The organism is Chelativorans alearensis, from assembly GCF_010993735.1.
GTDB lineage: Bacteria > Pseudomonadota > Alphaproteobacteria > Rhizobiales > Rhizobiaceae > Chelativorans > Chelativorans alearense.
In genome coordinates this window covers 101451-115069 of the sequence record NZ_WQNI01000010.1, presented here as the reverse complement: position 1 = coordinate 115069, position 13619 = coordinate 101451, and the positions used below count along the sequence as shown (strand labels likewise).

Sequence of the window (13619 nt, the reverse complement as noted above, 5' to 3'; positions counted from 1 at the left end):
CGGATCCTCATGTGTTCCGCAGGCGAGGATCGAGTTTATCCCGAAGCCAGTCGCCGAACATGTTCGTGCCGAGGACGGTCACTACGAGCGCGACGCCCGGGAAGAAGGGCAGCCACCAGGCCGTCGCAAGATAGAGCTTAGATTCCGCGATCATCTTGCCCCAGGCAACGGCAGGCGGCTGTACGCCGAGGCCGAGGAAGGACAGCGAGGCTTCGAGCATGACGGCAGCGCCGAGCTGCAGCGAAGCGACCACCAACGCGCTGTCGATCACATTGGGCAGGATGTGCCTTCGAATGAGCCTTACGTCGGGGCATCCAAGCACCCGCGCCATCGCAACATAGTCGCGTGACTTGACGCTCAATGTCTCGGCGCGCACCACGCGGGCGTAGTTCGTCCAGAAGACGATGGCGATCACGGCAATGACGGTCACCAATCCCGAGCCGAGCGCAGCGGAAATCAGCAGCGCGAGCAGGATTGCAGGCATCGACATCTGGATGTCCACGAGCCGCATCAGAACCGTGTCGAGCCAGCCGCCGAAATAGCCGGATATCAGCCCTACGGTGATGCCGACAATTCCGGCGATGCCGACGCCGAAGAAGGAGACGAGGAGGGAGGCCCGCGCGCCCGCGATCACCCGGCTGAAAACGTCGCGGCCGAGATAGTCTGTCCCGAACAGGTGGGCCAAACCGTCTCCCGTCAGCCATGAAGGCGGCCTGAGCGCCACGGCGGGGTTTACCGCCGACGGATCGTAGGGCGAAATCAACGGGCCGAACACGCCAAAGAGGATGATCGGCAACAGCAGGATGATGGGCAGGATCGGCCAGTCCCCGAGGGTGCGGAAAAAGGCTGCCCGGCGCGGTCCTGCCTCCGCGCTCAAGTTTTCCGCTGGCATATCGACGTGGTGTTCAGTCATATCGGATCTGTGGATCGAGCAGGCCGTAGGTAAGGTCCACGGCCAGGTTGAGGATGATGTAGGCGGCGGCCACGACGCAGATCGCAGCCTGCACCACGGCGAAATCCCGGGCAAAAATCGCGTCTATGATGAGCTTGCCGATGCCGGGCCAGGCGAAGATGGTTTCGACAACCACCGTATTGCCGATCATGTTTGCAAGCTGGATGCCCGCGAGGGTCGCCACGGGGATCGCCGCATTGCGAAGCCCATGCTTCCAGACGACGCGCGCCTCCGAGTTTCCCTTCACCCGCGCCATCTTTATGTAGTCGGCGCCAAGGACGCCCAGCATCGCCGAGCGGGAGAGCCGGCTCATAGCCGCAGCCGGATTGAGCGCCATCGTCACGGCCGGCAATATCAAATGCGCGAAACTTCCGCGCCCGCTGGTCGGGAACCACCCGAGGTCCACCGCAAAGACCATGATGAAGATCAGGCCGACCCAGAACACCGGCACCGCAAGGCCGAGCGTTACACAGAGGCGCACGCCCTGATCGAAAACGGAGCCGCGCGTCGTCGCCGAAGTCACGCCGCTCAAAAGCCCGATCGCCACAGCGATGGAGAAGGCAAGGCCGGCAAGTTGCAGCGTCGCCGGCAGACGCGCGAGCACAAGCTCCATCGCCGGCATCTTCCAGCGCGTTGACATGCCGAAATCGCCCTGAACGGCGTCCGTCACGAAGATCGCATACTGCACCGGCAGCGGCTTATCGAGCCCAAGTTCCTGGCGCAGTTCGATCCGGTCCTGGTCGGTGGCATCGTCCGGCAGCAGAAGAAGCGTCGGATCACCCGCGAGCCGCATCGCCACGAAGATGATGATGCTCACGCCGACGAGGCAAAGGAGCCCTACCCCCAGCCGCTTGAGCGCATATCGCAACATGCCCGAGCTCTCCGTTCAGTGGCCGACCCTGCCAGCGCAGGGCAATAGCGGCACCCTCGCCGGGGAACTCCCGTTCCCTCGGCGCTTGATGGCGAAAGAGCGGAGCACACAGCCGCCCGCTTCGACTTGAATGAAGTCCCTGACCAGCCGGTCAGGTGAACGACATGTCCTTGACCAGCACCAGGTCGAAATTGAAGCCCTGGGTCGGCACGAAGTTCACGTTGCTCTTCATCGCGTAGACAGCAAAATTGTTGTAGATCGGGAAGCTCGGAACTTCTTCGTGAATGAGGCGAACCGCCTTCTTGATCAGCTCGCCTCGCTTTTCCTCATCCATGGTAGCGGTCGCTTCGGCGTTGATCGCATCCAGTTCCGGATTGTTGTAGATGCTGATCGGGCCGCCCGTACGGAAGAACAAGCCCAGATTGTAAGTCGGATCGGGGCTGCCCGCGCGGCCATGGGTGAACAGGGCAACATAGGACGAGCCCGGTTCCTTGGCTGCATTGTACTTGGAACGGTAGGCCTCCCATTCCTCGCCGACCAGCTTCGTGCGCACACCCACCGCCTCGAAATAGGCCGCAACCGCTTCCGCCACTTGCGGGTTCATCTGAACGCGGCCGGTGATGGCGTAATTCAGCTCCATCTCGAAGCCGTCGGGATAACCGGCCTCAGCCAGAAGCGCCTTCGCCTTCGCGAGATCGTAGGGGTAGGGCTTCAGATCGGGATCGTAGCCGACCTCGTAAGGCGCAAGGAACGCCAGACGCTGCGGAACGCCGAACAGGACACCGTTGATGATCGCATCGGTATCCACTGCGTGTGCCAAAGCCAGCCGCACCCGCCTGTCGTGCCAGGGGTCTTCCGGATTCTGCGTGCTGAACACGATCGACATGGTCGGGTGATTCACCGGCAGCTTCACGGTCTTGAAGTCGCCCACGGCATCAAATCCCTTCACCGCGTAATAGGGGCAGGCCATGATGAGATCGGTTTCACCTGCCTGGAGCGAGGCGACGCGCGTCGTTTCCTCCGGCACGAAGATGAACTTTGCACGGGCGATCGGCGGCACCGCGCCCCAGTAGTCGTCGAAGCGTTCCACCTCGACATATTCCCCGACCGCATAGCTGGAAAACTTGTAGGGACCGGTTCCCACGGGATTGCGCGAGAATTCTTCCTCCCCGACGCGATCGAAATAAGCCTTGGAGGCCATCATCGCCGCTCCCCGGTTCGGCAGGAACGTCACGTCCGGATTCTTGAAATGGAATGTCAGGTGATAGTCGTCCTTGACCTCGATGCGGTCGAGAGACCGCAGACGGTTTGCCACCGTCCGGCTCTCTTCCATGCCGCGCTCATAGCTGAACACCACGTCAGCCGCGGTGAACTTGTCTCCGCTGTGGAAAGCGACGTCGTCGCGCAGCGCCACATCGAGCGTCTTGCCGTCCTCGGAATATTTCCACTCGGCCGCCAGGCCGGGCACAATCTCGCCGCCTGTATCCCGCGGGAAAAGGTATTCCGCATAGTTCTCGATGGTGTTGTAGTCGACACCCGTCCAGGCAACAGTCTGGTCAGAGGTGGTCGGTTCGTCGCCGATGGCGATCGTGATGCTGTCCTGCGACTGTGCAAAGGCCACACTCGGCAGTCCGACGGCCGCCGTGGCCAAGGCCGAGCTGACAAGGAATTCCCTTCTGGTCTGCATGGTCTGTCTCCTCCCTCTTCCGGCGGCGGTCATTCAGCCGTGCGCCGCCTTTGCGCGGGAACGTGGCTTCAGATGGTCCTCCCGACCTCAAACCCGTCCCAAACTGCTTTCATGATGTTCTTGGGTTCCTGACAGTCGCCGATCTCGTACATCGGCCCTGCGAAGAACGCATTCAGCGATTGGTAGAGCCGGTTCTCCGGTTTCATCCCGACAGAGAGAACGACCGTGTCGCAGGCAATTCTCCGCTCCTCGCCCTGGCGCGTTTCCACGGTTACGGCACTGTCATGGATTTCACGGACTGCCGTCTCGAGCAGCATCGGCACCTTCGCCTGAGCGAGCATGTCGAGAAGCATATTGCGGTTGGCGTTGGCGACCGGGATGGCGATCGGCTTTGACTGCATCTCGACGATCGTGACCTTGCAGCCCTTTCGATGGAGCCACAATGCCGCCTCGCAGCCGTTTTCGCCGGCGCCGACTACGACCACTTCTCGCCCGGGTGATCTATGGCCCAGCAACAGCTCGGTAGTGGGGATGACATGCGGCTTGTCGGCACCAGGGATGGGAGGCACGACGTCGCTTGAGCCGGTCGCCAGCACCACGACATCGGCCTTTTCATCGGCAACCAAGTCCACCGTGACATCGGTGTTCACGCGCACGTCGATGCCGAGCAGATCCATCTGGCGCTTGTACCAGGCGTTCAGCCGCTCCACGTCTTTCTTGTCTTCGGGAACACCTGCCTCGATCAGGTGCCCCCCGAGTTCGACCGACCGCTCACAGAGCGTCACCTTATGGCCACGGCTTGCGCTCACGCGCGCGGTTTCCATACCGGCAACGCCGCCGCCGACAACGAGCACGCGCCGGCTTTCCCTTGCGGGTGTCAATTGATGAGAGCGTTCGCGTCCACAGGCGGGGTTCACCGTGCAGGAGTTGAGATAACGCCCGTTGAACTGTTCCGAGCAGGCCTGGTGACAGCCGATACAGGGGCGGATGTCTTCTATCCGGCCCTCGGAGACCTTTTGCGGCCAATAGGGATCGGCCAGTAGCGCCTTGGCCAGCGAGATGACATCTGCCTTGCCTTCCGCAATCGCGCTATCGGCAAGTTCGGGAATATCGAGGCGACCCACGGCAATAACCGGGATCGTGACGAGTTCCTTGACCATCGCCGAAAGGTCCAGCATGCAGCCATGGGGCTGATAGATCGGCGGATGCGCCCAATAGTGGCCAGTTGCGGTGCCCGCGTCGACCGCAAGTGAATCGAACCCGTGGTCCTGTAACATCGCTGCGAGTTCCAGACCTTCTTCGATGTCGCGGCCCACCTCCACGAAGTCTTCCCCCGGCAGAGCCGAAGCGTGGAACGATTTCATGTAGTGTTTCAGGCCATAGCGGTATTGCACAGGGAAATCCGGACCCAGCCGGCGCTTGATTTCATCGAAGATCTCGAACGCGAACGTCATGCGCCCGCGCAGGTCGCCGCCGTAGCGGTCGCTTCGCCTGTTCCACAGGCTGTGCGAGAACTGGTCGAGCAAGAAGCCCGCGTGACCGTGGAGTTCGATGCCATCCACCCCGGCCGTGAAAAGGATTTCCGCCGCGTCGCCATAGGCGCGGACCATCTGCTGGATTTCTTCTGCCGTGAGCTCGCGGCATATGACGTCTGGAGCGGCGAAGCTCGGAATTGGAGACGGCGCGACAGGCGTGCCCACCACGTTGTGTGGACGCCCCTGGTAGCCAAGACCGGGCGAAAGCTGGACGAAAATCTTTGTGCCTAACGCATGGATCTGTTCCGTGAGATCCGCGAACGGCTTGATGAACTCCTTGCTGACAGGCCCGCGCCGCGCACGCAGGGTTTCGATCTTGTCCTCGACCTTGAGCATACCTGTCATGAGCAGGCCGGCCCCGCCCTTTGCGCGCTCGGCGAAATAGTCAATGTAGCGTTGCGTGGGGATGCCCCGATCGTCGCTGAGTGCACCGAAGCCCATCGGCGCCATGGCGATGCGGTTCTTCAGGCGCAGTTTGGCGATCTGGAGCGGCTGGAAGAGATGGGGGTAAGGTCGTTGCATTTAGGCGGGGTCCGTCTCAGGTTCACGCGCACACATTAGGTACTGCGACTCTACCGCGGAAATACTGTTTCCTTATGGGTTCATAAGTCTCAGGAATGTGGCATAATATGATGATTTTAAACGATATTTCCCTGCTCTATCGCTCATCGACGATGTCTCCCCGCGTCTCCGCCGCTGCCTAGGGACGCCGGCATTTTTGCAATAGATAAGAGTGGCTTTATTGGCGCCGCTCCGTGCGCTTCGAAGACAGGCTACCGCAGGATTGACCCCGGCCCTCCACTCTCCATGAACAGCAGCTAGGTGAGCGATGCAGCCAAGGTCAGGACCAGTTCACTGTTCACAGAAGCAATGAACTGATCCAACCAATTCCGGACGAAAAATCGACTTCCATGTTTTCCTGGAATTGCTTGTCTTTAGCGGCCGAGATCGGCCTCGGTCAGCCCTTCGGCTGCCATTACAGCCGCACGGTTGAGCGTATCGCGCGCCGGATAGGGCGTTTCCTTGGAGGGATAGGCATAACCCTGGTGGAAGCGCATGAAGTCCCCTCCGTCAACCTGCGACCAGTGAGGGAGATCACTGCCATTCGGGTCGCCCGTCTTCACGAAGTTCGCGACATAGGTGCTGATGGTGTCGGCCATACGATAGTCAGCTTCGGTCCAGGGCCGGTTGCCACGTCCTTCGCGGATCGAGTTGAGAAAATACCAAAGGTCCGAGGAGTGATATGCGCGATAGAATTCCGAGTTCCGTCCCGGCGGGAAGTGATTGAAATAGTAGACGTAGATGTTGCTGTCCGGGTTGTATTTCTTGGCGACCTCTGCAGAGACAAGCTGGTTCTGGAACCGCAAGTCGGCCTCGGCGCGGAGCGCGATGCGATAAGCGTCGGTAGGATCCGAGTATTTGTAGACGGTCTTCCAGTCCTCACTGTAGCCCTTGGCCTGCATCTCCTTGGCGAACTCCTCGCCGATCATGGTTCCATCAGGATCTCCGGCCGTCGACGTGCGCTCGTCCGAGACCGAGCCTATCAAAATATCCTTCCCGTTCAGCGAGTTCCTTCTGAACAAGTTTACCGATTCATCGGTAAAGACCACTCCGTCGATCGTCTTTGAAGGTCGCGCGATGCCGCCACCGATCAACGCGGTATAGAGGTTCTCATCGCTGCCGGGTGCGGTGCCGGTCGCGAAATCCTCGGCGGGGATCGCCCGCAGATCGGCCAGGGTCATCGGCCGGCCAAATACCTTCTCAAGGCTGGCCGAAACCGTCTCCAACCTTTTTTCGAGCGGCCAGTACGGTGCGTGAAAAAGGCCACTGCTGTTGCTCTGGACAATTGCACGGTCGAACAGGTCTGCGGCGAGCGGTGACTTCAGAAGTCCGACAGTATTGCCCGCCCCGGCGGACTGCCCGCCAACCGTCACGCGGGTTGGATCTCCTCCAAAACCGGCGATGTTGTCCTGCACCCATTCGAGCGCTTTGATGAGGTCGAGCATGGCCCAGTTGCCATTCGCTCCCATGGGATCTTCCTGGCCAAGCTCATCCATTGCCAGAAAGCCGAAGATGCCGAGACGGTACTGCACCGAGACGACGATGATCCCTTTCTCGGCCAGTTTCGTCGCCCAGAACTCCATCTCCGAGCCGTAGCCGTGATCGTTTCCACCACCATGAATCCAGACATAGACCGGAAGGTTTCCGTCAGTGTCGCGCGCCGGCGTGAAGAGATTGAGGTATAGCCCGTCCTCGCTGACATCCGGATTGAATTCCGGATCGTAGTAGAACTCGTCATACCAGAAGCTGCCCTTCTCGAAGAGATCAGGCTTTTGCATCGACTGGTTCGGCCAGGTGTCGGCAGTCTTAACACCTTCCCACGGTTCGACCGGCTGCGGCGCCCGGAAGCGGTTCTCTCCGGCGGTCGTGGCAGCATACGGGATTCCCTTGAAAACCTGGACACCGGGAACGTCGGTGGGAACGCCCTTCACCTTGCCGCCCTCGACCTGCACGATGTCCACGGGCGCAGCGCTTGTGCCTGTTACGAGCATTGGGACTGCGCAGGCGGCTGCAAGTAGCGCACCCACCAATTTTGAGCGTGAAGACATTCCTTCCTCCCTTTAACTGAAAGTCCAAGTGGTCAAGTCGGAAACAAGATGCTCTTTCGAGGCAGCGCCCGGCGTGGCATCGAACCGGCTCGGAATGTCCCGCGCGGCGGCCGGGGCGCGCGGGACAGACCTTACGATCAGCCGTCGAGATCGGCCTCGGTCATCTGCATGCCTTTGAGAATTCGCTGCCGAAGATATTCATCGCGGTCGGGATGGACGGTGTTGGTACGCATCTCGACCTCGCCCTCATGAAAGCGCAGGAATTGACCGTTCGAGACCTGCCCCCAGCGTGGCACGGAATGGCCGTTGGGATCGCCGGTCTTGATGAAGTTGGCCAGGTAGGTGCTGGCGATGCGCTTCATTTCCAGGTCCGGCCAGGTCCAGCGCCGCTGGTCCGGGTTGTCCTTGCGGATCGCCGCGTTGAAATACCAAAGGTCGGCAGCGTGCCAAGCGCGGCGGAAGCCCTGATCCTTGCCCGGAGGCCAGTGATCCCAGTAGAAGAGGTATACGTTGGCGTCGCTGTGGACCTTGGCGTGCTCTGCCCCGATCTTCACATACTGGAACATGAAGTCGTTGAGCATGCGCAGGGACAGTCGGTACCGCTCTACCGGGTCGTCGCTGGCATAGAGCGGGAAGACGCTCTCATCGACACTGCCCGCCTGATAGGGGCGGATGGCAGACAGCATGGCTTCGTGCTGCTCTTCTTCGGTCATCTCCCGGTTGGCCGGGCGCAGGCCCGTATATTCATCCGCGGTCTGGCCGATGATGATGTCGAGCCCGTCGAAATCACCCGGCTGCAGAAGGTTCACCGAGTCCTCAGTCATCGAATAGCCATCGACGGTATAGAACTGGTTGGTCGCCGCCGCTCGCGCCAAAGTGTTATAGAGCGAGGAATCGGTATCCTTCCACTTGGCCTTCCAGGTCTCGGCGTCGATCTGGCGCAGGTCCTCGAGCGAGGTCTCCTTGCCGAAGATCTCATTCACCGCCTCCTGGTTCTGGACGGCCTTCTCCTCGAACGGGACCACTTTTCCAGGCAGGAAGCCGGTGAAGCTCGACTGGATGAAGGCGCGCTTGAAAAGGCCCTTGGCCAGCGGCGTGCGCAGCAGCGCGACCGTGTTTTCACCACCCGCCGACTGGCCGCCAATGGTCACCAGTTCCGGATCGCCGCCAAAGCCTGCAATGTTGTCCTTCACCCAGTGCAGCGCTGTGACGAGATCGAGAATGGCGAAATTGCCGGCGAGGCCGTCGGGATTCTCGTCCTTCATCTCGGGCAGGGACAGGAATCCCTGGGCACCCAGCCGATACTGGACGGAAACCACGACCACGCCCTGTGCAGCCAGTTCTGACGCGTTGAGGAAATCCCAGGCGCTTGCCGAACCGAGACGGTTTGCGCCGCCATGGATCATCATATAGACCGGCAGCCGGTCGTTTGCGCTATTCGCCGGTGTCCAGACCGCCAGGTTCAGCCCCTCATCGCTGGAGTTTTCCTCGTCCTGCAACATCGGGTCACCCCACTCGTCCGCGGTCAGGACGTCCTCCCATGGCTCGACAGGGGGTGCCGGCTTCCAGCGGTTCTCGCCGCCCACATTTCCGGCAAAGGGAATCCCCTTGAAGACCTGCACACCCGGTGTGTCGCTCGGCACGCCCTTGACGAGCCCGCCTTCCACCTTGACTACTTCCACCGGACTATTCTCCGCACCGGCAGCGGATTGCGCCGCAGATGGATGCGGCATGCCGGCCAAGCCGTACAAGCCGAGGACCAGCAGGGCACCTCGCAGAGCTGTGATCATCTTCGAAACCCTCCTCCATTAACCGCGGGCAGTTCCTGCCCGCCTCCCGAAAGCTCCGGCCCCACTCCGCCGGTGCAAAATCCTTTTGCCGGCGTCAGGCCGGCGGTACGACCACGCCGGCGTGGCCATTGCGGGCCAGCGCTTCTTTCACGAAACCCGATGCCTTCATTTCCTTCACGAACGCCCTCACGTAGCGAGCGGCAGTCTGCTTCCTCGCGCTTACGCCCACCGCTTGTTGAATGGTCATGAACGCCTCCGGCATCAGCTGAAAATCGGAATGGGAATTGGCCACCCTCTGCATGGCCTGCCGGACGCCCGCGAGCCCGTCGATGTCCCCGCGCCCAAGTGCGGCGATCGCTTCGCCCAGGCTCAGGAACCGTGTGAGCCGGCCGCCCTTGCCTGTCCGCGACAGGTGCAGCTCGTAGGCGCTGCCTCTGACGGCGCCAATCTTCACCTGCTGGCGGTCGACGTCATCGGGCGTTTTCGCCGGCGAATCCTTGCGGACGAGAAAGGCCCCTTCGATGAGGACATAGGGATCGCTGAACGCAATTTTTTCGGCTCGCTTCGGATCGACGGCCAGGAAGCAGATGTCCCACTCGTCGAGGCCTGCCCCGTCGGAGACCGCTTCCGCCTTGTCGTAATGCCTGAAATGCACCGGCAGCCCAAGCCTGCGGCCCAGCTCGTGCGCCAGTTCGACAGTTATTCCGCTCGGATTCCCGTCCGCCTCGCCCCGCCGCACCAGGACGATATTGCCGTGATTGAGGGCGCAACGCAAAGTGCCGGACGGTGCCAAATCTTTGCGTACTTGCTCCAGATCAAACTCCTGGTCAGACGTCATTCACAGGCCCTCTCGAAGGTCAGGTTCAGATCGATTTCATCCACTCGTCCTCACGAGGAAACTGCGTGACCATGACTTCCAGCCCCGCTTCACCGGCTGTCAGGATCGGCGCCTCATCGACGGCGCGCACGAAGACGAGCGAGTAAGGCTCGTAGCTCTTGCCATCTAGCAGCAGACTGCCGTTGAGCACGATGAGATACTGTCCGCTGGATTCGCTCGGATCAGGCGATTGGGCGGTCATGTTTGGGCCAAGGCGGATGACCTTCACGTTCATGCCGTCGTCGCCCGGTTCCTCGTCGATGACGGACTCGATCGAGATGCTGTCTCGATTGCGCAGCACGGGATCGGTCGACAGGGTAACCTGTGGCGAAACACGATGCCGCCGCTTCGTCGGCTTCAGCTTTTCCCGAACGTTCGGCGTGCTGAGATAGACCAGACCGGCATCCGTCTTGCTGCGAAGCGTCAGGTACGAAAGCCCCTGAGCGCTGGCGATCAGCGGGCCGTAGCCCGTATGGTGGTCGGCGTAATGCACCGTGACGAGCTGGACCTGGTTGCGGCCGATGGTTCCGCTGCCGGCGATGAAGACCTGGAACTGATCCACGATATGGAAATGGGAATCGAGCTTCTGGTGAGCATTGAGGTCCAGCCGGAACGCCTGCAGGTCCGGAGTCGCGATATCCGAGTTCTTGCCGAAGAGATTGATCTTCCACGATTGCCCGCGGCGGAACCGGTCGGGTTCCTTCTCCACGTAAGAAGCGGCCTGCATCGAATTCCTCCTTGTCTTATTGCCTGCCCCTTCAGTGGTGATGGGGCAGCGGAAATTCCCAATCAAGCTCGGCACTAAGACGATCTCGGTCCGTGCCGATCAACTGGTAGAGCTGCATGAACTGCCGCGGCGCGTTGACCGTCTGAACGGCAATGAGCCGGTCATCCTGAAAGCCAAGCACGGAGAATGCACCGCTCTCGGGCGCCTTGAGGACAAACTCCTTCGTCGCGCCGTGGACATCTCCGGCCATCTGCAGGTTCATGGCGCCCTGGTGGGTCCAGTAGCGGGGAACCCCCAGTGCGGGCACCGGCCGGCCCGCGATCGCCGCGGCAACCATTTTCGCCTGGTCCTGCCCGGGGTTCACGGCCTCGTATCGGACATGACGCCGCGATACCGGGTCTAGCCAGGCAGCGCAGTCACCGATCGCAAAGACCGCGGGGTCGGTCGTGCAGCCCTGTTCCGATGCAAGAATGCCATCGGCGACCGGCAAGCCTGCTTGCCGCGCGAGCCCGTCATTAGGTGCGATCCCGATCGCGACCACGGTGAGATCCACGGCGAGGGTCTCCCCGCCCTCCAGGACGACAACATCGCCCTCCCCGCCTGCTTGACGTTCCATCGAAGCCAAGGTCGTGCCAAGCCTCAGGTCGAGCCCGTTGGCGCAATGCCGGTCCGCCAAGTAGTTCGAAATTGACCGGCTGACGGAACGCTGCATGATGCGTTCACCCGCCTCCAGCAGGGTAGTGCTGACACCCTTGGCGAGCGCAACGGCTGCAACTTCCAGGCCGATCAGTCCGCCGCCGACGACCGCCATCGAGCGGGCGGAGCAAAGCCGCGCCTTGAGCGCCCGCAGATCATCGAAGTTGCGGAGATAGAGCGCGCGCCGCCCGGGGTCGACCGCTTCCGGAAGCCTCCGCGGCGAGGCACCGCAAGCGAGGATCAGCGTCTCGTAATCATGGCACTGCCCATTGGCGTCCACGACGCAGCGATCCTTCAGGTGAAGTTGCGAGGCCGTCGCGCCGCGAAGGAGCATAAGCCCATTTTTCTCATAGAAGTTTTCGGGCCGCAGTGGTTGGGGAGTGAACACATCCTCCCGGAGGGCCTCCTTGGAAAGCTGCGGCCGGTGATAGGGGAGCGCCGGCTCCTGTGCGATGATCTTGATCGCACCCGAACAACCCTCTGCGCGGAGGGCTGAAGCTGCCGCAACACCGGCATGGGAGCCTCCGACAATCAAGATACTCGACATGGATTTCCCCTGGCTCAGCCGACCACCACCATGTCGAACTCGCTCTTGCGCGCGCCGCATTCCGGACAGAACCAGTCGTCAGGCACATCCTCCCACCGCGTACCGGGCGCTATGCCGCCATCGGGATCGCCTATCGCTTCATCATATCGAAAGCCGCAGAGTACGCATTCCCAGATCCTGGAGGCGCCGTCCTGCACGACATCTGCTGACGCACTCATCACCAGTCCTTGTCCTGATTGCCGTAATTCGGCTCGAGGCTAATTCAGTGGCTCCCATATCGCCAGCCGCTGGTTTAGACTATCAGTCATGCCAAAATGGCATATGCCAGAAGGGGGTGGGATGGATATCCGCCAGCTGAACTATTTCGTGAGGGTTGCGGAGCTCGGAAGCTTCAGCCGCGCCTCGGCTTTCCTGCACGTTGCCCAGCCGGCACTCAGCCGTCAGATCCGCAACCTGGAGCTGGAACTGAAGGAAACGCTTCTTATCCGCAACGGAAGAGGCGTGGAGCCGACAGAAGCCGGAGAACGACTCCTGACCAATGCACGCGGCATCATGCGGCTCATGGAGCGGACCTACGAGGATGTCGAGAACGCGCGAACCGGCAAATCCGGGAAAGTGGCGATAGGCATGCCCGCCACGATTTCGATGGCCATTGCCACCGCACTGATCCGACGGTTGCGCGAGGAACTGTCGGATGCCCGCGTCACATTGGTTCACGGGCGATCGCGCCAGCTGCAGGAATGGGTGCTGTCCGGCAGTCTTGATGGGGCGATCATGTTCGACGCGCCCTCCTCCCCCATGCTCGAAATCGACGAACTCATTCGAGAACAACTGTATCTGGTCGGCCCGGAGTCCGCATTTGACGATCTAGGCCCCATCCCGCTGGAGGAGCTTTCTTCCCTTCCGATGATCATCGCTGTTCGCCCGAACAGCGTGCGCGTTCTGGTGGATTCCGAGTTGGCGAGGCTCGGCCAGAAACTGAACATCGTTTTCGAGCTGGAGCCGCTGGACGCGATGCTGGATCTCGTCCAGGACGGCTATGGCTTCACCGTGGCTTCGCGACGGACGTTGAAAGCGAAAGGGCGCGGCGAGGGACTGGCCATGCGGAAAATCGTCGGTCCCGAGCTGGTTCTCCCCGTTCAGATCGTGCTGCCCACACGAAGGCATAACAATCGCCTTCAGGAAGCAGCGTTCCGGATTCTAAAGGAACTGAGCCTGCAAGTCCTCAAGAGCGAAGATTAGGCCGGATCACTCGAATTTCCGTCGCTCCCACAATTCCGACCTATGCCAATGCAGCATATCTGAAAGTGAAACAATCAACGTTGCGA

The 13619-nt window shown here is 61.1% G+C and carries 11 protein-coding genes; 1 reads left to right on the top strand and 10 read right to left on the bottom strand.

What is annotated here, in order from left to right:
• Positions 1 to 7: 7 nt before the first annotated feature.
• From GPJ75_RS16510 to GPJ75_RS16465, 10 genes are all read right to left on the bottom strand, one after another.
• Positions 8 to 877 (bottom strand): ABC transporter permease, encoded by an 870-nt coding sequence (locus GPJ75_RS16510; protein WP_246249091.1) that lies wholly within the window; start codon positions 875 to 877, stop codon positions 8 to 10.
• A gap of 28 nt (positions 878 to 905) precedes the next feature.
• Positions 906 to 1823 (bottom strand): ABC transporter permease, encoded by a 918-nt coding sequence (locus GPJ75_RS16505; RefSeq protein WP_163269430.1) that lies wholly within the window; start codon positions 1821 to 1823, stop codon positions 906 to 908.
• 151 nt (positions 1824 to 1974) lie between these two features.
• A complete protein-coding gene (locus GPJ75_RS16500; protein ID WP_163269429.1) occupies positions 1975 to 3510 on the bottom strand; it encodes an ABC transporter substrate-binding protein in 1536 nt (511 codons plus the stop codon).
• Positions 3511 to 3578: 68 nt separating this feature from the next.
• The gene (locus tag GPJ75_RS16495; protein ID WP_163269428.1) at positions 3579 to 5567 is read right to left on the bottom strand and encodes an oxidoreductase; all 1989 of its coding nucleotides are present in this window, start codon (positions 5565 to 5567) and stop codon (positions 3579 to 3581) included.
• Between the two features lie 413 nt (positions 5568 to 5980).
• Positions 5981 to 7654: a carboxylesterase/lipase family protein gene (locus GPJ75_RS16490; RefSeq protein ID WP_163269427.1), complete on the bottom strand. Its 1674-nt coding sequence runs from the start codon at positions 7652 to 7654 to the stop codon at positions 5981 to 5983.
• A 137-nt stretch (positions 7655 to 7791) separates the two neighbouring features.
• Positions 7792 to 9444, bottom strand: a complete 1653-nt coding sequence (locus GPJ75_RS16485; protein WP_163269426.1) for a carboxylesterase/lipase family protein — start codon at positions 9442 to 9444, stop codon at positions 7792 to 7794.
• Positions 9445 to 9538: 94 nt separating this feature from the next.
• A complete protein-coding gene (locus GPJ75_RS16480) occupies positions 9539 to 10282 on the bottom strand; it encodes a transporter substrate-binding domain-containing protein (protein ID WP_163269425.1) in 744 nt (247 codons plus the stop codon).
• Positions 10283 to 10307: 25 nt separating this feature from the next.
• On the bottom strand, positions 10308 to 11048 hold the full coding sequence (locus GPJ75_RS16475; RefSeq protein WP_163269424.1) for a hypothetical protein: 741 nt from the start codon (positions 11046 to 11048) through the stop codon (positions 10308 to 10310).
• Between the two features lie 31 nt (positions 11049 to 11079).
• Positions 11080 to 12291, bottom strand: coding sequence for an NAD(P)/FAD-dependent oxidoreductase (locus GPJ75_RS16470; protein WP_163269423.1), 1212 nt, complete (start codon positions 12289 to 12291; stop codon positions 11080 to 11082).
• 14 nt (positions 12292 to 12305) lie between these two features.
• Entirely contained in the window at positions 12306 to 12509 is a 204-nt protein-coding gene (locus GPJ75_RS16465) for a rubredoxin (protein ID WP_163269422.1), read from the bottom strand.
• 121 nt (positions 12510 to 12630) lie between these two features.
• Here GPJ75_RS16465 and GPJ75_RS16460 point away from each other — a divergent pair, with 121 nt between their 5' ends.
• Positions 12631 to 13533, top strand: coding sequence for a LysR family transcriptional regulator (locus GPJ75_RS16460; RefSeq protein WP_163269421.1), 903 nt, complete (start codon positions 12631 to 12633; stop codon positions 13531 to 13533).
• Positions 13534 to 13619 lie beyond the last annotated feature (86 nt).

Coding starts and splice junctions, on each gene's coding strand:
- GPJ75_RS16490 (WP_163269427.1), bottom strand. CDS start 7,654: ATGTCTTCACGCTCAAAATTGGTGGGTGCGCTACTTGCAGCCGCCTGC.
- GPJ75_RS16475 (WP_163269424.1), bottom strand. CDS start 11,048: ATGCAGGCCGCTTCTTACGTGGAGAAGGAACCCGACCGGTTCCGCCGC.
- GPJ75_RS16485 (WP_163269426.1), bottom strand. CDS start 9,444: ATGATCACAGCTCTGCGAGGTGCCCTGCTGGTCCTCGGCTTGTACGGC.
- GPJ75_RS16495 (WP_163269428.1), bottom strand. CDS start 5,567: ATGCAACGACCTTACCCCCATCTCTTCCAGCCGCTCCAGATCGCCAAA.
- GPJ75_RS16465 (WP_163269422.1), bottom strand. CDS start 12,509: ATGAGTGCGTCAGCAGATGTCGTGCAGGACGGCGCCTCCAGGATCTGG.
- GPJ75_RS16480 (WP_163269425.1), bottom strand. CDS start 10,282: ATGACGTCTGACCAGGAGTTTGATCTGGAGCAAGTACGCAAAGATTTG.
- GPJ75_RS16460 (WP_163269421.1), top strand. CDS start 12,631: ATGGATATCCGCCAGCTGAACTATTTCGTGAGGGTTGCGGAGCTCGGA.
- GPJ75_RS16505 (WP_163269430.1), bottom strand. CDS start 1,823: ATGTTGCGATATGCGCTCAAGCGGCTGGGGGTAGGGCTCCTTTGCCTC.
- GPJ75_RS16500 (WP_163269429.1), bottom strand. CDS start 3,510: ATGCAGACCAGAAGGGAATTCCTTGTCAGCTCGGCCTTGGCCACGGCG.
- GPJ75_RS16470 (WP_163269423.1), bottom strand. CDS start 12,291: ATGTCGAGTATCTTGATTGTCGGAGGCTCCCATGCCGGTGTTGCGGCA.